The organism is Hydrogenophaga sp. (assembly GCF_030158645.1).
Lineage (GTDB): Bacteria > Pseudomonadota > Gammaproteobacteria > Burkholderiales > Burkholderiaceae_C > Hydrogenophaga.
In genome coordinates, this window is record NZ_JAOASO010000162.1 from 69499 (window position 1) to 86503 (window position 17005).

Here is a 17005-nt window from a genome sequence, read left to right on the forward strand (position 1 = left end):
GTTCCAAGGTGCTTCGCACCCGGGAGCGCCATCCCACAGACCCCATCCTGGAGAGCCTGCCATGGTCACCGATTTCGCTTTTTTGTTGCAGTCCATCGCCTGGCCCCTGGTGCTGCTGCTGGCCTGGTTCACGGCCGAGTGGTTGTTCGAGCGCTGGCACATTCCGCGCGTGAGCAGCTACGTGGCGGTGGGCCTGATCGGCGGGCTGGTGAACCTGCCAGGCCTCACCACCGACGTGCCTGGTTTGCCGTTTCTGGCCAACGTCGCGCTGTCCCTGGTGCTGTTCGAGCTCGGCTACCGCATCAACCTGCGCTGGTTCCGCCACAACCCGTGGATGCTGGCGCTCGGCGTGGTGGAGTCCTTCGTGACCTTCGGCCTCATCTACTGGGTCAGCGGTTACTTTGACTTGCCGGTGGACCACCGCCTGATCATTGCGGCACTCTCCATCTCGGCCTCACCCGCCGGCGTGGTGCGCGTGGCCAACGAGCTGCGCAGCGCGGGCCAGGTGACCGAGCGGGTTCTGCACCTGTGTGCCATCAACTGCATCCTGTCGGTGGTGGCGCTCAAGCTGGTGGTGGGCTACTGGTACCTCAGCACCTCGGGCGATCTGGTGCTCGCCGCATTCGGCAGCATGTACGTGGTGGCCACCTCGGTGGCCATCGGAGCCCTGCTGGGCGTGGCCGTGCCCTGGCTGCTGCGCCAGCGCAACACGCATGAGCGCGGGGTCACGGTGGTGTTTGCCCTGGCGGTGCTGTTGCTCACCACCGCCGCCTACGGGCTGAAGCTCTCGCCGCTGCTGGCCGCGCTCTCGTTCGGCATCGTGGCGCGCGAGCGGCGGGTGCACCTCACCAACGCGCAGCGCGACTTCGGCACCGCGGGCGATCTGCTCTCGGTGTTCCTGTTCGTCTACATCGCTTCGCTGCTGAACTGGGCAGACGTCGGCGCCGGCATGCTCATGGGCCTGCTGCTGATCGCCGTGCGCGCCGCGTCCAAGGTGGGTTGCAACCTCGTGGCTGCGCGCCTCTCGGGCATCACGGAGCGCAAAGGTTTGCTCACGGGGCTGGCGCTCACACCGATGTCGGCGTTTGCCATCCTGTTGCTGGAGCAGAGCCGCCTCTACGGTTTCGCGCCGGCGGTGGCGGTGCTGTCGGCCATGGCCGGGATGATGGTGGTGCAGGAACTGCTGGGGCCCCTCGTCACGCAGCGGGCACTGATGACCGCCCACGAAACCCACGTCACGAAGGAGTAAGCCATGCCGTTGGAAACGTTCAAGTCATCCGATTCGCTGACCATGGGTGTGGAGCTCGAGCTGCAGCTCGTCAACACCTACGACCTCGACCTCTCCAGCAGCGCCAACGACCTGCTCGAATTGCTCAAGCGCAAGCCGTTCCCGGGTGTGGTCACGCCCGAGATGACGCAAAGCATGATCGAGATCGCCACCGACGTGCAGCGCGAGCACGGCCCGCTGCTGGCGCAGCTGCAGCAGATCCGCGACACCTTGGTGCACGCGGGTGACCGGCTCAACATCGAGATCGCGGGCGGTGGCACACACCCGTTTCAGCGCTGGTTCGAACAGCGCATCTTTTCCAAACCGCGCTTCCAGGAGCTCTCGGGCCTGTACGGATACCTGGCCAAGCAGTTCACCGTGTTCGGGCAACACGTGCACATCGGTTGCTCCAACGCCGACGAGGCGCTGTTTTTGCTGCACTCGCTCAACCGCTACGTGCCGCACTTCATTGCGCTGTCGGCCTCGTCGCCGTTTTCCCAGGGGGTGGACACGCTGTTCGACTCGGCGCGCCTCAACTCGGTTTTCGCGTTTCCGCTCAGCGGGCGCGCGCCCTTCGTGTTGAGCTGGGACGAATTCGCCAACGTGTACTTCACCAAGATGGAGAGCACCGGCGTGGTCAAGTCCATGAAGGACTTTTACTGGGACATCCGGCCCAAGCCCGAGTACGGCACCATCGAACTGCGTGTGTGCGACACGCCGTTGACGGTGGAGCGCGCCGCGGGCCTCGCGTGTTATCTGCAGGCGCTGTGCCGCCACCTGCTGGAGCGCAGCGAACCACCGCCCGAAGAAGACGACTACCTCGTCTACACCTACAACCGTTTTCAGGCCTGCCGCTTCGGGCTCGACGGCATGATGGTCAACCCCAAGACGCGCGAACAGATCAGCATCCGCGAAGACATCCTGGCCACGCTGCGCAAGATCGCGCCGCACGGGCAGGCGCTCAACTCGATGGCCGCGCTGGACGAAATCGAGCGCACCGCCGGCCGCGTGGGCAACCACGCCACTTTCCTGCGCAACCAGTACCGGGAGAGCGGCAGTGTGCAGGCGGTGGTGCGGGCCAGTGTGGAGGCGCTGCGGCAGGGACCCGTCCTGTAGGCTGCGCCAGGCGGCCGCCTCAGCCCCTGGGCACGTGCAGCACACAGCAGCTGCGGTAGGTGTCGAACCAGGCGTCGGTGTCCATGGGTGGCCAGTGCCCATTCACGGTACTGGGGAGGCCGGTCTTGCCGTGATCGCGTTGCCAAAGGTGCACCGACACATTGAACACGTAGGCCTCGCGGCTGCGGCTGCTGCCCGTCACGTGCAGGGCCAGTGCCTCGTCGTTGTCCAGCTGCCTGCGCACGCCGTCCACCACGATGTGCCGCACACCGTTGAGCCAGCGGCGGTGGCATTGCTCTGCCACCCACCCCCAGTCCGTGGGCTGCAGCGGGCAGGGCACCACGCCGCCGTCGCGGCGGTCCAGCCGAAGCGCCTCCTTGGCCAGCGCGGCGCTCAGCGCGCTCGTGAACTGGGCCTTGCGTTGAACGCTTTGCTTCTGGCGCGCCAGCTGCTCGCGCAACGCGGTGAGCCCCGCGTCGGCCCGGGAGAGTTCAAGCTGAGTGGCTTCTTCGTCGAAGGCATCCTGGGCGATGTCCAGCGCGGCACACAGCCGATCCAGGTTGTCTGCCAGGCTGGTGGCCTCGCTGATCACGTCGGTGGCCATCTTGAGTTGCTCGGCAATGGGCAACATGTCGCGGACCTCGTCTCGGAGAAAGGCCGCGGTGGCGGCATAGCCCTGAGCGGCGACAGCGGCAATGTCCTGAACCGAGGGCTCGGGATCAACCCGCTCCTCGCGGCGGGGCGTGGCCTCGCCGGGCGGCGGATGGTTCAGCGGCGGGACGCGTGGTGCCGGCATCGCCCTGGCCTTGGTCAACGCTGCTTCGCGGTCCAGCGGGCGCCGACGCGGTCCTGTCACCGGGCCATCGATCCAGCGCAGCAGCTGGCTCAGCGACAGGCGTTGCAGGGTGTCCCGTTCTGCGGCATCCAACCCGGCTTCATGGCCGGCGGACAGGGCGATCGACGGTGCCGCGGACCGCTGTCGGGCTTCTTCCGCCTGGCGGTTGCGCTCGCGCTGACCCAGCCGCAACAGGGTCTGCAGTGCGTTCTCTTCGGTGGCCAGGCGCGCCGCCTTGACCCGCTCAAGGGCCTTCCGACTGGACTCGGTGAACTCGCCCACCGACTGCCCCCTCTCGATGGCCTCCACCGACAGCCGGATGATCAAGGCGTCGTCCACATCGAGGCGCGCGCTTGCGCGCGCCAGCGCTTCCTGTGCCACCGCAGCGCCGGTGAGACCGGTGTCTGCGGCGGCCATGGCGACCGCATCGCGCAAGGCTGCTGCCCGGTTGGGCGCTGGCAGGCGGTTCGCGGCGAAAGCCTTGTCCAGTTCCGCGATGACCGATCCCCCCTTGACTTTCGACATGACGGTCTGGAACGCCTCTTGCAGCGCGGCAACCTCGCTCGGGCGCGCGCTGGTCAGCGAGGTGGTGGCCACGCCTTTGAGCGAGGCCTGGATGGCAGGGTCCTTGACGCGTGATGCGATGCCGTTGAGCACTTGCATGGCCTTTTTGAGAGGCTGGAGCACCGCCAGCTTGGGATCGAACAATTCCTCGCGCACCCTGGTGCACCAATGCTGGACAAACATGTCCAGCTCCGGCCCCGAGCGCAGGTAGCCGACCGCCTTGAGGCACTTCACGATCCCGCCGATCCCGACGTGCGCCTTCACATCCGCAGCGTCGAACTCGGCGTCCACGAGCGTCTGGATCTCGCGGTTGCGTTGTTCAATTTCGGCGTCGGGCAGGTCGAAGTACGCCATCCCGATATCGATCGCGTAGTCGACGAAGTCGTCGGGCACACAGGGCAGGGCCGAGGCAATGCCCATGTAGAGGCGGTTGCGGCGCTCTCCGATGGGGATGGATCCCGCCCGTTGGATCAAGGTCGCCCGTTTGAGGCGGCCCGCCTCGGCAATGACGACCGGCTCGCGAAGGTTCCATTTCGGGTACTCAACGAGCAAAAAACCATCGGGATTGATCGACAGATGTCCGTACATGTGACCTCCTGCTTGGGCGCCGTGGAGCGGATCGTTGGCCTGAGGTCAGTGTGGTGGGGGTGCGGCCGTTCGGGAATCGCCTGGGCAGCCCAGCGGCCCGACCGTTGGCTTGTCCGCTTGTCAGCGCCAGGGACGGTGTTGTAAGGCAACTTCTGACAGACGGAATGGGGCTGCGCCGACTTAACGTCCTGAAGACCCCCCGATACAGTTTGTTTCATCGACACCCGATCTGAAACATTTCTGTATTTCCCCCAGGAGCCCAACATGTCCACCCCTTCCAGCCGCCTCAATCCCTTCGTCCTCATGCTCGATCCGGAAGCCGTGATCCACGCCATGGAAACCAGCGCCAACCTGCGCGGCCTGCGCCAGCGCATCTGCCGCCCGCTGGACAAGCCGCTGATCCCCAAGATTTTTGATGCCGCCCGCGACTTCGATGCCGTGATCGAAGCCGAAGAGTTCATGGACTCCGGCGCGGAGTTGTACGTTGAAGCGCAGCCTGCGCTCCACACCGTCCACTGAAAACTACCTTGAAAAGCGCTTGCGCGTGAGCGCGAGGGCCAGCCAGAACGCTGCCACGGTGTAGACCAGCAGCACGCCCGCATGCAGCCAGGGCTGCGCAGGCCACTGGTCCATGAACAAGGGTCGCACCAGTTCCACCGCGTTGGTGAGCGGCAGCCAGTCGGAGATGTGGCGCACCACCAGAGGCAGTTGCTCACGCGGAAAGAACACACCCGAGAGAAACATCATCGGTGTGAGGAACAGCGTGAAGTAGTAGGTGAAGAAGTCATAGCCCTGGGCCAGGGCGTTGAACACCAGGGCAATGCACGAGAACGTGATGCCCACCCCCAGCAGCACCGGCCAGGCCAGCAGCAGCTTGGGTGAATGGCTGATGCCCAGCGCAAGCATCACCACCATGATGGCCGTCACCGAGAACAAGGCCTTGAAGCCGGCCCACAACATTTCGGCCAGCACCACATCGTCCAGGCTCACCGGCGCGTTCATGATGCCGTCCCAGGTTTTCTGCACGTGCATGCGCGAGAACGCCGAGTACAGCGCCTCGAAGCTGGCCGCGTTCATCGCGCTCATGCAGATGCTGCCGCTGGCGAGAAACAGGATGTACGGCACGGCCACACCGCCCTGCGGCGTGTGGATGGTGACTTGCCCGACCAGCGCGCCCATGCCGTAGCCAAACGCCACCAGCCACATCAGCGGCTCGGCGATGTTGCCCACCAGGCTGGGGATGGCGAGTTTCTTCCAGACCAGCCAGTTGCGCTGGAACACGGGCCACCAGCGCATGGACAGGCGGGGCGCGGCCCAGATGTTGTTTTGAATTTGGCTCATGGTCAGCCTTCCTCCCGGATCTGGCGTCCGGTCAATTTCAAAAACAGATCTTCCAAATTAGAAGGTCGGTGCAAGGTGCGCAGCGCGGGCCAGGCCTCCAGGGCGTGCATCAAGGCGCGGCTGTCCTCGGTGTAGAAGAACACCGTTTCGCCGCTGACCTCAACGCGCCCGGCCAGGGCTTTCAAGCTGGCTTCGTGCGCCAACGCCACCGCGCCTTGGCCAAACACTTCCACCACTTCTGGCTCCAGGTGCTCGGCGATCAGGTCACGGGGTTTGCCTTCGGCGATCTTGCGGCCCTGGTCCAGCACCAACAGGCGACTGCACAGGCGCTCGGCTTCGTCCATGAAGTGGGTGGTCAGCAAGATGGACTTGCCCTCTTGCAGCAGCACCTGCAGGCGCTCCCACATCAGGTGGCGCGCCTGCGGGTCCAGGCCGGTGGTGGGCTCGTCCAGCATGAGCAGGCGTGGGTCGTTCACCAGCGCACGCGCCAGCGACAGGCGCCGCTTCATGCCGCCCGAGAGTTCGCCCGGTTTGGCCTGCGCCTTGTGCGAGAGTGCGGCGAATTCGAGCAGCTGCGGGATGCGCTCGCGCACGGTGGCCGTCGGCAGGCCAAAGTAGCGGCCGTACACCAGCAGGTTCTCGGCGCAGTCGAAGTCCGGGTCCAGCGTGTCCATCTGGCTCACCACGCCCAGTTGTGCCTTGATGGCCAGCGCGTCGCGCGGCATGTCCAGCCCAAAGGCGGTGATGCGGCCGGCGTCGGGCGTGGTGAGGCCCAGGCACATGCGGATGGTGGTGGTCTTGCCGGCGCCGTTGGGCCCGATCACGCCCAGGCATTCACCGGGGTGGATGTTGAAACTCAGGTCGTTCACCACGGTGGTCTCGCCGTAGCGTTTGACGAGGTGCCGGCATTCAAACAAGGCGGGTGTCATGGTGCGGGATTGTGCCCGCCTGCCCGGGGGCCAAGGGGGGTGGCCCCTACAATGCGGGGCTGCCCGCCAGGGTCTTGTCTTTCCAGTTGCACCCATCCATGTCCCTCGCCGTTTCACTGCAATACCTGTTCCCGAAGCGCGCGCTCACCGAGTTTGGCGGCTGGGTGGCCAACGGCCGCTGGGGCGCCGTCACGCAGTGGATCATTCGCCGTTTCATTCGCAAATACGGCGTGAACATGGCCGAGGCCGCGAACCCGGACCCCACCGCCTACGCCAACTTCAACGAGTTCTTCACCCGCGCCCTGCGCGCCGATGCGAGGCCACTGGCCGACGCGGCGTTTGTGTGTCCGGTGGACGGTGCGATCAGCCAGTTTGGTGCGATCACGCGCGACCAGATCTACCAGGCCAAGGGTCACACCTACAGCACGCGCGCGCTGGTGGGCGGCGACGCCGAGCTGGCGGGCCTGTTCGACGACGGATCGTTTGCCACCATTTACCTCAGCCCCAAGGACTACCACCGCATCCACATGCCGGCCGCTGGACGCCTGCGCCGCATGATCCACGTGCCCGGTGACCTGTTTTCGGTGAACCCGGCCACCGCGCAGGGCGTGCCTGGCCTGTTCGCGCGCAACGAGCGTGTGGTGTGCGTGTTCGACCTGCAGGTGGGCGAGACCACCGTGCCGTTTGTGCAGGTGCTGGTGGGCGCCACCATCGTCGGCAGCATGGCCACCACCTGGCACGGCGTGGTGAACCCGCCGCGCCCGGGCGAGGTGCGCACCTGGAACTACGACGATGCACCGGTGGTGTTCCAGCGCGGCGACGAGATGGGCCGCTTCCTGCTCGGCTCGACCGTTGTGCTGCTCTGGCCTCGCGACACCATCGCCTTCAACCCCGACTGGGCACCCGGCAATGCCGTGCGCCTGGGCGAGGCCATGGGCAGCGCCCTCTGATCCTTTCTTTTTTCTGGAGCTTCACATGACCACGCTGGGCACCCCTTTGTCTCCTTCGGCCACCAAGGTCATGCTGCTGGGCTCGGGTGAGCTGGGCAAAGAGGTGCTCATTGCGCTGCAGCGCCTGGGTGTGGAAACCACGGCGGTGGACCGCTACGACAACGCGCCGGGTCAGCAGGTGGCGCACCATGCCCGCACCATCACCATGAGCGATCCAGCGCAGCTCAAAGCGCTGATCGAGGCCGAGCGCCCGCACCTGGTGGTGCCCGAGATCGAGGCGATTGCCACGCCCATGCTGCAGGAGCTGGAAGCCGCCGGCGTGGTGCGCGTGATCCCCACGGCGCGCGCCGCGCGCCTGACCATGGACCGCGAGGGCATCCGCCGCCTCGCCGCCGAGACCCTCGGTTTGCCGACCAGCCCGTACAAGTTCTGCGATTCGCTGGACGAGCTGCAGGCCGCCGTTGATGGCGGGATCGGTTACCCCTGCATCGTCAAGCCGGTCATGAGCAGCAGCGGCAAGGGCCAGAGCAAGATCGACGGCCCGGCCGATGTGCAGAAGGCGTGGGACCACGCCATGTCGGGCGGCCGCGTCGGCCCGGGCCGCATCATCGTGGAAGGCTTCATCGACTTCGACTACGAGATCACCCAGCTCACCGTGCGCGCGCTGGGCGCCGACGGCCAGATCGAAACCCACTTCTGCGACCCGATCGGCCATGTTCAGGTGAGCGGCGACTACGTGGAGAGCTGGCAGCCGCACCCCATGACACCGGCTGCGCTGGCCGAGTCGCGCCGCGTGGCCAAGGCCGTGACCGACGACCTCGGTGGCCAGGGCCTGTACGGCGTGGAGCTGTTCGTCAAAGGCGACCAGGTCTGGTTCAGCGAAGTGAGCCCGCGCCCGCACGACACCGGCATGGTGACCATGATCACGCAGTGGCAGAACGAATTTGAACTGCACGCGCGCGCCATCCTGGGCCTGCCGGTCTCCACCGCGCTCAAGAGCCCGGGCGCCAGCGCCGTGATCTACGGTGGCGTGGACGCCACCGGGATCGCGTTCGACGGTGTGGACGAGGCCCTGCGCGTGCCGCAGACCGAGGTTCGCCTGTTCGGCAAACCCGAGAGTTTCATCAAGCGCCGCATGGGCGTGGCGCTGGCATTCGATGCCGATGTGGAGCTGGCCCGCACGCGTGCCAAGCAGGCCGCTGCGCGGGTGAAACCGCGCGCCGCCTGACGCATCCACCTCAGTGCAGGGCGCCGGCCGCTGCGCGGCTGATGTCCTGTTCCACCGCACCGCCGTTGAGCGACACCGTGCGCTGCGCCCAGTGACCGGCACTGGCCTGCTGGGTGACCAGCACCACGGTGATCCGGTGCTCGGTGTTCAGTGTGCGCAGCAGACCGCCGATGTGGGGGCACAGGGGTTGGTCTGACGTCGGGCCGGTGCTGTCGACCAGCAGCACGCTCGGGTTGCACACCAGAGCGCGCGCGATGGCGGCCTTGCCCTGCTGGGTGCTGTCCAGTTCGTCGGGCATCTTGTGACCCTGGTCCTCCAGCCCGGCCACCGCCAGCGCGCGCATGGCGGCCGACTGGCAGCGCTCGGCCGACAGACCGCGGTACATCAGTGGCAACGCCACGTTGCCCTGCAGCGAGGTGCTGCGCAGCAGGTTGAAGGCTTGCGGCACGAAGCCAAAGAAGCGCCGCCGCAGCCACAGGCGCTGCTCGGTCGAGAGCGATTGTTCCGGCACACCTTGGAACTGGTAGCCACCGCTGGTGGGTGCTTCGAGCAGGCCCAGCATCTTCATCAGGGCCGATTTGCCCGAGCCGCTGGGGCCCACGATGGCCGCGAACTCGCCGCGGTGGATGTCCAGATCCACCGAGCGCAGCGCCTCACGCACGCTGTCGCCTTGGTCGTACCGCTTGCTGGCGCCGGTCAGGCGCATGAGCGGCAGCGACGCCGGTGGCCTGGCAGCGGGCGTTCGGCCCATGTCCGAGAGGTTGATGTCCAGGTTCATGAGACCGCAGCTTACGCAGAGCCTTCCGTTGGCACCGTTCGCAGCCGTACGCATGCGCGAATTTTTTTTCGGTCCGCCTGCATCCAGAAGCCGCTCTCGGGCGTAGTGGTGGTAGTGGCGCTGAACTTGCGCCGCTGCCCACAAACCACCTCCGAGGAGTTTTCCCATGATGATCAAGTCCACCCTGGCCGCTGCGGCCGCCCTTGCCCTGACCGCCTGCGCCACCGGCCCAGCGCCCATGATGTATTCGCAAGCCATGCTGCCCGCCTCGGTGCAGGTGCCCATGGGCCACAAAGTGGTCCTGGAAACCGTGGGCGCCGGCGACATCACCTACGAATGCCGTGCCAAGAAAGACATGGCCGGCCAGTTCGAATGGGTGTTCGTCGGTCCCGACGCCAAGCTGATGGACCGCGCCGGCAAACAAGTGGGCACCTACTACGGCCCACCCGCCACCTGGCAGAGCAACGACGGCTCCAAATTCACCGGCACGCAAGTGGCTGTGGCCCCGGCCGGCGCAGGCGCGATCCCCCTGCAACTGGTGAAAGCCAACCCCGCCATGGGCACCGGCGCCATGACCGGCGTGACCTATGTGCAGCGCGTGGCCACCGTGGGTGGTGTTGCTCCGGCCATGGCCTGCGGTGCTGCCAACATGGGCGCCAAGCAGATCGTGAAGTACCAGGCCGACTACATCTTCTACAAGGCGGTGTGATGCCCGCTGGCCGGCGTCGTGTGGCGCCGGCCAGCCGGTTGAGGCAGACCCTCGGGTACCATCGGCGGCAACCCTGCCGGGTACCTCATCGTCGAGGTGCCTGGTGTCCGATCGATCCGCTGGTCCGACCGACGCCCGTGCCCTCCAACGATCCCACGCCCTTCGATCACAACGCCGCGCTGGCAGCCTGTGCGCGCGGCGACCAGAGCGCCTTGCGGCGCCTCTACGAACGCGAAAACCGGTTCCTGATGGGCGTGGCCTTGCGCATCGTGCGCGACCGCGCCGCCGCCGAAGACGTGTTGCACGACGCCTTCATGGCGATCTGGAACCGTGCCTCCACCTTTGATCCCGCCCGCGGCGAAGGCCGTGGCTGGATGTGCAGCATCGTGCGCAACGGCGCACTCAGCGCGGTGCGCGCCAGTGCCCGCACCGTGTCGGTGGACGAAGAACTTCTCGATGATTTGCAGGACGCCGAACCCCAGGTCGCACCCGACATGCTCGACGCCTTTTCCATGCGCTCCACGCTGGGGCAGCTCGACCATTGCCTCGAAAGGCTCGACGTGGCCAAGCGCAATTGCGTGCTGCTGGCCTACCTCGATGGCTGCACCCACACCGAAATCGCCGAGCGCCTGAGCGCACCGCTGGGCTCGGTGAAAGCCTGGATCCGCCGTGGCATGGCTTCGCTCAAGGAGTGCCTGGCATGAGCTTGGATGAGACTCAGCAACTGGCTGCCGACTACGTGCTCGGCACGCTGTCCGCTGGCCAGCGCATCGAGGTCGAGGAGCGCCTGCCCAGAGACGCCATGCTGCGCACCGCCGTGCAGCAGTGGGAAGCGAAACTGCAGCCCCTGACCCAACTGGTGCAGCCGGTTGAACCGTCACCCGCGCTGTGGCAGCGCATTGAAAACAGCCTGCCTGCGAAGCCGCGTGCCGTGCCCGCCACCAAGCCGGGCGGCCTCAGCCATTGGTGGAACAGCGTGGCTTTCTGGCGCTTTGCTGCCGCCACCGGTTTTGCCGCCGCCAGCGTGATGGCCATTGCTCCCACGGTGGGCCTGTTCGCGCCCGCGCGCCCGCAATTCATGGTGGTGCTGGTGGCCCCGCAAGGCACGTCGCCCGGCTGGGTGGTGCAGACCAGCAGCGCTCAGCGCCTGAAGCTGATACCGGTGGCGCCCGAGCCGGTGCCCGCGCAACGTTCGCTGCAGTTCTGGACCAAGGCCGACAGCTGGAGCGCGCCGGTGTCGCTGGGCCTGGTGGAGCCGGGCAAACCGATCGAGATCCCGCTCGATAAGCTGCCTCCGATCCAGCCCAACCAGCTGTTCGAGATCACCGTGGAGCCCTACAACGGCTCACCCACCGGCCGACCCACCGGGCCGATCCAGTTCATCGGGCGGTCGGTTCAGCTGTGACCTGAGCCGCACCACCGCCGGGTCATCACTGGAACGCCACTTCCGAAAAACTCCGCAGCTTGCGGCTGTGCAGCTGGTCCGGTCCGCCTTCGCGCAGGAGGTCGATGGCGCGGATGCCGATGCGCAGGTGCTGGTCGACCCGCTCGCGGTAGAAGTGGTTGGCCATGCCGGGCAGCTTGATCTCGCCGTGCAGCGGTTTGTCGCTCACGCAGAGCAGGGTGCCGTAGGGCACGCGGAAGCGGAAGCCGTTGGCGGCGATGGTGGCGCTCTCCATGTCGAGCGCCACGGCGCGCGATTGTGAAAACCGGCGCTGCGGCTTGTTGTCGGGCAGCAGTTCCCAGTTGCGGTTGTCGGTGCTGGCCACGGTGCCGGTGCGCATGATGCGTTTGACCTCGGCCGGGGGGACACCGGTCACGTCGGCCACGGCGGCTTCCAGCGCCAGCTGGATCTCGGCCAGCGCCGGGATCGGCACCCACAGCGGCAGCTCTTCGTCGAGCACATGGTCTTCGCGCACATACGCGTGGGCCAGCACGTAGTCGCCCAGCTGCTGGCTGGTGCGCAGGCCGGCGCAGTGACCGAGCATGAGCCAGGCGTGCGGGCGCAGCACGGCGATGTGGTCGGTGATGGTCTTGGCGTTGGCCGGGCCCACGCCGATGTTGACCATGGTGATGCCGCTGCGGTCGGCGCGCATGAGGTGGTAGCCCGGCATCTGCGGCAGGCGCGGCGGCGCGTGGCCGAGCTCGTCGCCCGGCTCGGCGGCCAGGCCGGTGCGGCGCATCACCACGTTGCCCGGCTCCACGAAGGCGACGTACTCGCTGTCGGGCTTGGCCATCTCGGCGTGGCCGAGCTTGATGAACTCGTCGATGTAGAACTGGTAGTTGGTGAACAGCACGAAGTTCTGGAACCACTCGGGCGCGGTGCCGGTGTAGTGGCGCAGGCGCTGCAGCGAATAGTCCACCCGTGGCGCGGTGAACAGGGAGAGCGGGTGCGCCTCGCCGGGCTTGGGTTCGTGCGTGCCGTTGGCGATGCCGTCGTCCATGGCGGTGAGGTCGGGCAGATCGAACACGTCGCGCATGAAGGCACGGCGCTCGGCGCTCAGGCTGCCTTCCACATGGTCGTGTTCGGCGAACGAAAAATGGATCGGGATGGGCTGCGTGCTGGTGCCCACCTCCAGCTCGCCGCCGTGGTTGGCCAGCAGCAGGCGGAACTGCTCCAGGTAGTAGTCGCTGTAGAGGTCGGGGCGGGTGAGCGTGGTCTCGAAGCGGCCCGGGCCGGCCACGAAGCCGTAGCTCAGGCGGCTGATCGGCAAACTGCTGCTGCCCTGGCGCGACACGCTGTGGGTGTGCAGCCTCACGTAGGGGTAGCAGGCGCGCACGCGGGCGTGGGTGAAGTCGCCACCGCCCACAAAGTCGCGCATGGCCTGGCGCAAGAATGCCACGTTGTCGTGGTAGATGCGTTGCACCTGGCGCAGGGCGGCGGCCGGGTCGTTGAGAAAAATCGGCGCAGTAAAGTCGGGTGTCTTGTGCATGGGGCTTATTGTGGCTCTGCACCGTTGACGCCGCATGACACCATGACCCTGGCCCCCACCGATTTACCCCAGGCTGCCGCCACGCTGGCCGCGGCGCTGGGCTGTGGCCTGCTGATCGGCATCGAGCGCGAGCGCCGCAAGGGCGAGGGGCCGGGCAGGGCGCTGGCGGGTTTGCGCACCTTTGCACTGGCCTGCGTCACCGGCGCGGCCGCGGCGCTCACGCAGATCGACGGTGTGGTCGTGGCGGGTGCGGTGTTCGTCGCCGCGCTGGCCGTGGTGGCCTACTGGCGCGACCGCTCCGACGATCCCGGCGTGACCACCGAGGTGGCGCTGTTGCTCACCTACCTCATCGGCGTGTTGTGCCACTGGAGCCTGCCGCTGGCCGCCGGTCTGGCGGTGGGGCTCACCGCCATGCTGGCCGGGCGCGAGCGCCTGCACGGGTTTGCGCGCCAGTGGTTGCGGCCGGCCGAGGTGCGCGACGGCATCGTGCTGGCGGCGCTGGTGCTGCTGGCCTTGCCGCTGGTGCCCGACCGGCCCCTCTGGGGCAACACGCTCAACCCGCACGTCATCGTGCAATTGCTCGCCTTGCTGTTGGGGGTGCAGGCCGCGGCCCACCTGGCGCGCCGGCTGCTGCAGGCGCGGCACGCGGTGGCGCTCTCGGCCTTGGCTTCGGGCTTTGTGTCGAGCACGGCCACCATCGCCACGCTCGGCCTGGCCGTGCGCGAAGGCCGCAGTGGCGCGCGGCTGATGGCGGGCGGCGCGCTGCTCAGCTGTGTGTCGACGCTGCTGCAGCTCCTGCTGGTGGCGGCGGCTGTGCAGCCGGCATGGCTGGCGCACCTGGCGCTGCCGGCGCTGGGCGGCGCGGTGCTGGCGCTGGCCTGGGGCTTCTGGCTGGTGCGCGGCGCGCCGGCCGAAGCGGCGCCTGTGGCGGTGGAACCAGACGAACGCATGTTCAGCCTGAAGGGCGCTGTGGCGGTGGCGGCTTTGCTGGCGGGCATTCAGGTGCTGGTGCACGTGCTCACGCTGTGGCTGGGCGAGGCGGGCCTCATCGTGGGCAGCCTGCTGGGTGCGCTGGCCGATCTGCACTCGGCGCTGGCCGCGGTCTTCAACACGGGCCTGCCCGCGCCCATTGGCCACCAGGCGGTGATGGGGGCGCTGGCGGTGCACGCCCTGAGCAAGAGCGTGACCGCTGCGCTGGTGGGCGGGCCGTCTTACGCGCTCTGGTTCTTGCCGGGGCTGTGGGCGCACACGGCGCTGGTGATGGGCTTGCTCTGGGTGCTTTGAGGAAGGGCTTCAGGCGCACAGATGGGTGAACCCTTCGATCCTTCGACAAGCTCAGGACAGGCCAAGCTCAGGGTGAACGGAATCTTCTTCAGGTCTTGACGGGTTCGCGCATGGTCACGAACTCTTCGGCCGCGGTGGGGTGGATGCCGATGGTGCTGTCGAACACCGCCTTGGTCGCGCCCGCTTTCATGGCCACCGCAAAGCCCTGCACGATCTCGCCCGCTTCGGCGCCCACCATGTGCAGGCCCACCACCCGGTCGCTCGCGGTGTCCACCACCAGCTTCATGAGCGTGCGCTCGGTGCTGCCCGAGAGCGTGTGCTTGAGCGCCTTGAACTCGCTGCGGAAGATGGTGATGGCGCCAAACTTTTCGCGCGCCGCTTGTTCGCTCAAGCCTACGGTGCCGATGCTCGGGTGGGTGAACACGGCGGTGGGGATGAACTCGTAGCTCATGTCGCGCGGCGGTTTGCCGGCGGCGGGGCCAAACAGCTGGTCCACCACCACCATGGCTTCGCCGAGCGCCACCGGTGTGAGCTGCACGCGGTTGGTCACGTCGCCCACGGCGAAGATCGAGGGCACGTTGGTGCGGTAGTGCGCGTCCACCACCACCTCGCCCTGCGCGCCCTGGGCAACGCCCACCGCCTCAAGACCGAGGTCTTTCACGTTGGGCACACGCCCAGTGGCGTAGAGCACCGCGTCGGCCATCACCACGCCCCCGCCTTCGCACTCCACGCGCAGGCCGTCGGCGGTTTTTCGTATGTCGACCACGTCGGCGTTCAGGCGCAGGTCCACACCGGCTTTGCGCATCTCGCCCGCCACAAAGTGGCGGATCTCGTCATCGAAGCCGCGCAGGATCTGTTCGCCCCGGTAGAGCTGGGTGACTTTCGAGCCCAGGCCGTTGAAGATCGAGGCGAACTCGCTGGCGATGTAGCCGCCGCCCACCACCAGCAGGCGCTGGGGAAAGGGCTCCAGGTCGAAGATGTCGTTGGAGGTGATGGCGTGTTCGCGCCCCACAAAATGCGGCACGTGCGGTGTGCCGCCGGTGGCGATCAGGATGTGTTTCGCGGTGAAGGCCTGGTGGCCCGCAGAGCCATCGGCGTTGAGCGTGGCCAGGGCGATGCCGTGCGGGCCGGTGATGCGCGCGAAGGCGTCGAACACGGTGACGCCCGAGCCGCGCAACAGGTTGCCGTAGACGCCATTGAGGCGCGTGATCTCTTTCGCGCGGTTGGCTTTGAGGGTGCTCCAGTTCAGTGTGGGCTTTTCACCCTCCCAGCCGAAGCCGTGTGATTCCTCAAAGCCCTCGCCGTAGTGCGCCGCGTAGCTGTAGAGCTTTTTGGGGATGCAGCCCACGTTCACGCAGGTGCCGCCCAGGCCGTCGGTGCCCAGCACCTCGGCCAGCGCCACGCGCGCGCCGCGTTGTGCCGCCATGCGCGCGGCGCGCACGCCGCCGCTGCCACCGCCGATCACGAAAAGGTCAAAGTCAAAAGTTGGGTTGGTCATGGTGTGTTCCCGGGCGCAAAGCCCTTGAGTTCCTGGCGGATGAAATCGATGAAGGCCCGCGTGCGCGTGGGCAGCAGGCGGGCGTGGGGGTAGACCACATGGATCGGGCGGGGCGCGTCTTCAAAGTCCTCCAGCACGGTCTGCAATTCTCCGTTTTTCAGCTGCGGCGCGACCTGGTACCAGAGGAATTGGCCGAAACCCGAGCCCGCCGCGCACGCCTGCACGGCCGGGGCGATGTGGTTGAACTCGAGGTTGCCACTCACGCTGAGCTTGAGGCGTTTGCTCCCGTCGCGAAACGTGCCCCAGGTGGGCGTGTGGTCGGCCACGCGCACGCAGTTGGCCGCCAGCAGGTCGTTGGGGTGGCTGGGTCGGCCGTGCTCGCGCAGAAACGCCGGACTGGCCACCACCACCCGACGCATGTCGCCCAGGGGCAGAGCGACGAGGCTGGAGTCCTCCAGCTGGCCGATGCGGATGCCCACATCGATGCCTTCCTCCAGCAGGTTCACCACCCGGTCCACCAGCATCACGCGGCAGCGTATCTGGCGGTGCTGCTGCACAAAGCGCGTGACGATGGGTGCCACGTGCATCTGGCCGAACAGCACCGGTGCGGTGATGGTGAGGTGGCCGGTGGGCTCGGCGGCGTCGTCCTTCAACTCGGCCTCGGCGTCTTTCACCGCGGCCAGCAGCTGGCGGCAGCTCTCCAGGTGGCGCCGGCCTTCCTCGGTGAGCGAGATGCGGCGCGTGGTGCGGTTGAACAGGCGCACACCGAGATCGGCCTCGTAGGCCGCGAGCAGACGCACCACGGCGGGCAGTGACGCGCCCATGGCCCAGGCCGCTGCCGTGAGGCTGCCGGCGTCGGCGATCTGCACAAAGGTGTCCATGGCGCGGAATTTGTCCATGCGCCATTAAACCGATTTGTGGAGCAGTCATGTGCGTCAGGGGGCATTGGTGAATCGGCTCGCAGCAAAGAAGATCGCACCACCCC

16 protein-coding genes are annotated in these 17005 nt (G+C 67.1%); 9 read left to right on the plus strand and 7 right to left on the minus strand.

Annotated elements, in window-relative coordinates; translation table 11 throughout:
• Window positions 1–61 precede the first annotated feature (61 nt).
• The gene (locus tag Q1W68_RS17625) at window positions 62–1249 is read left to right on the plus strand and encodes a cation:proton antiporter (RefSeq protein WP_300717193.1); all 1188 of its coding nucleotides are present in this window, start codon (window positions 62–64) and stop codon (window positions 1247–1249) included.
• Window positions 1250–1252: 3 nt separating this feature from the next.
• Window positions 1253–2383 (plus strand): YbdK family carboxylate-amine ligase, encoded by a 1131-nt coding sequence (locus Q1W68_RS17630; protein ID WP_300662428.1) that lies wholly within the window; start codon window positions 1253–1255, stop codon window positions 2381–2383.
• A 19-nt stretch (window positions 2384–2402) separates the two neighbouring features.
• On the opposite strand, the gene Q1W68_RS17635 is transcribed toward Q1W68_RS17630, so the two are convergent.
• Window positions 2403–4370, minus strand: a complete 1968-nt coding sequence (locus Q1W68_RS17635) for a hypothetical protein (protein WP_300653623.1) — start codon at window positions 4368–4370, stop codon at window positions 2403–2405.
• 264 nt (window positions 4371–4634) lie between these two features.
• Here Q1W68_RS17635 and Q1W68_RS17640 point away from each other — a divergent pair, with 264 nt between their 5' ends.
• Window positions 4635–4889, plus strand: coding sequence for a hypothetical protein (locus Q1W68_RS17640; RefSeq protein WP_300653621.1), 255 nt, complete (start codon window positions 4635–4637; stop codon window positions 4887–4889).
• 3 nt (window positions 4890–4892) lie between these two features.
• On the opposite strand, the gene Q1W68_RS17645 is transcribed toward Q1W68_RS17640, so the two are convergent.
• Window positions 4893–5711 carry an ABC transporter permease gene (locus Q1W68_RS17645; protein ID WP_300717194.1) on the minus strand — a complete coding sequence of 273 codons (819 nt, stop codon included), beginning with the start codon at window positions 5709–5711 and terminating at the stop codon, window positions 4893–4895.
• 2 nt (window positions 5712–5713) lie between these two features.
• On the minus strand, window positions 5714–6640 hold the full coding sequence (locus tag Q1W68_RS17650) for an ATP-binding cassette domain-containing protein (RefSeq protein ID WP_300717195.1): 927 nt from the start codon (window positions 6638–6640) through the stop codon (window positions 5714–5716).
• Window positions 6641–6738: 98 nt separating this feature from the next.
• Here Q1W68_RS17650 and asd point away from each other — a divergent pair, with 98 nt between their 5' ends.
• On the plus strand, window positions 6739–7590 hold the full coding sequence (gene asd / locus Q1W68_RS17655; protein WP_300717196.1) for an archaetidylserine decarboxylase: 852 nt from the start codon (window positions 6739–6741) through the stop codon (window positions 7588–7590).
• Window positions 7591–7615: 25 nt separating this feature from the next.
• Window positions 7616–8818 carry a formate-dependent phosphoribosylglycinamide formyltransferase gene (gene purT / locus Q1W68_RS17660; protein WP_300717197.1) on the plus strand — a complete coding sequence of 401 codons (1203 nt, stop codon included), beginning with the start codon at window positions 7616–7618 and terminating at the stop codon, window positions 8816–8818.
• Window positions 8819–8828: 10 nt separating this feature from the next.
• Here the strand turns inward: purT and Q1W68_RS17665 are convergent, their stop codons facing one another.
• Window positions 8829–9596 carry an ABC transporter ATP-binding protein gene (locus tag Q1W68_RS17665; RefSeq protein WP_300653610.1) on the minus strand — a complete coding sequence of 256 codons (768 nt, stop codon included), beginning with the start codon at window positions 9594–9596 and terminating at the stop codon, window positions 8829–8831.
• Window positions 9597–9762: 166 nt separating this feature from the next.
• Here Q1W68_RS17665 and Q1W68_RS17670 point away from each other — a divergent pair, with 166 nt between their 5' ends.
• From Q1W68_RS17670 to Q1W68_RS17680, 3 genes are all read left to right on the plus strand, one after another.
• The gene (locus Q1W68_RS17670) at window positions 9763–10305 is read left to right on the plus strand and encodes a DUF3455 domain-containing protein (protein WP_300653608.1); all 543 of its coding nucleotides are present in this window, start codon (window positions 9763–9765) and stop codon (window positions 10303–10305) included.
• Window positions 10306–10442: 137 nt separating this feature from the next.
• Window positions 10443–11009, plus strand: coding sequence for a sigma-70 family RNA polymerase sigma factor (locus tag Q1W68_RS17675; protein WP_300717198.1), 567 nt, complete (start codon window positions 10443–10445; stop codon window positions 11007–11009).
• The gene (locus Q1W68_RS17680) at window positions 11006–11710 is read left to right on the plus strand and encodes an anti-sigma factor (protein WP_300653604.1); all 705 of its coding nucleotides are present in this window, start codon (window positions 11006–11008) and stop codon (window positions 11708–11710) included. The genes Q1W68_RS17675 and Q1W68_RS17680 overlap by 4 nt, the downstream gene beginning before the upstream one ends.
• Window positions 11711–11735: 25 nt before the next feature.
• On the opposite strand, the gene Q1W68_RS17685 is transcribed toward Q1W68_RS17680, so the two are convergent.
• Window positions 11736–13238, minus strand: a complete 1503-nt coding sequence (locus Q1W68_RS17685; protein WP_300717199.1) for an AMP nucleosidase — start codon at window positions 13236–13238, stop codon at window positions 11736–11738.
• A 42-nt stretch (window positions 13239–13280) separates the two neighbouring features.
• Between Q1W68_RS17685 and Q1W68_RS17690 the strand changes: the two genes are divergently transcribed.
• Window positions 13281–14522, plus strand: coding sequence for a DUF4010 domain-containing protein (locus Q1W68_RS17690; RefSeq protein WP_300717200.1), 1242 nt, complete (start codon window positions 13281–13283; stop codon window positions 14520–14522).
• An 88-nt stretch (window positions 14523–14610) separates the two neighbouring features.
• Here the strand turns inward: Q1W68_RS17690 and gorA are convergent, their stop codons facing one another.
• Entirely contained in the window at window positions 14611–16020 is a 1410-nt protein-coding gene (gene gorA / locus Q1W68_RS17695) for a glutathione-disulfide reductase (RefSeq protein ID WP_300717201.1), read from the minus strand.
• Window positions 16017–16919: a LysR family transcriptional regulator gene (locus tag Q1W68_RS17700; RefSeq protein ID WP_300717202.1), complete on the minus strand. Its 903-nt coding sequence runs from the start codon at window positions 16917–16919 to the stop codon at window positions 16017–16019. Before Q1W68_RS17700 ends, gorA begins: the two co-directional genes overlap by 4 nt.
• Between the last annotated feature and the right edge of the window lie 86 nt (window positions 16920–17005).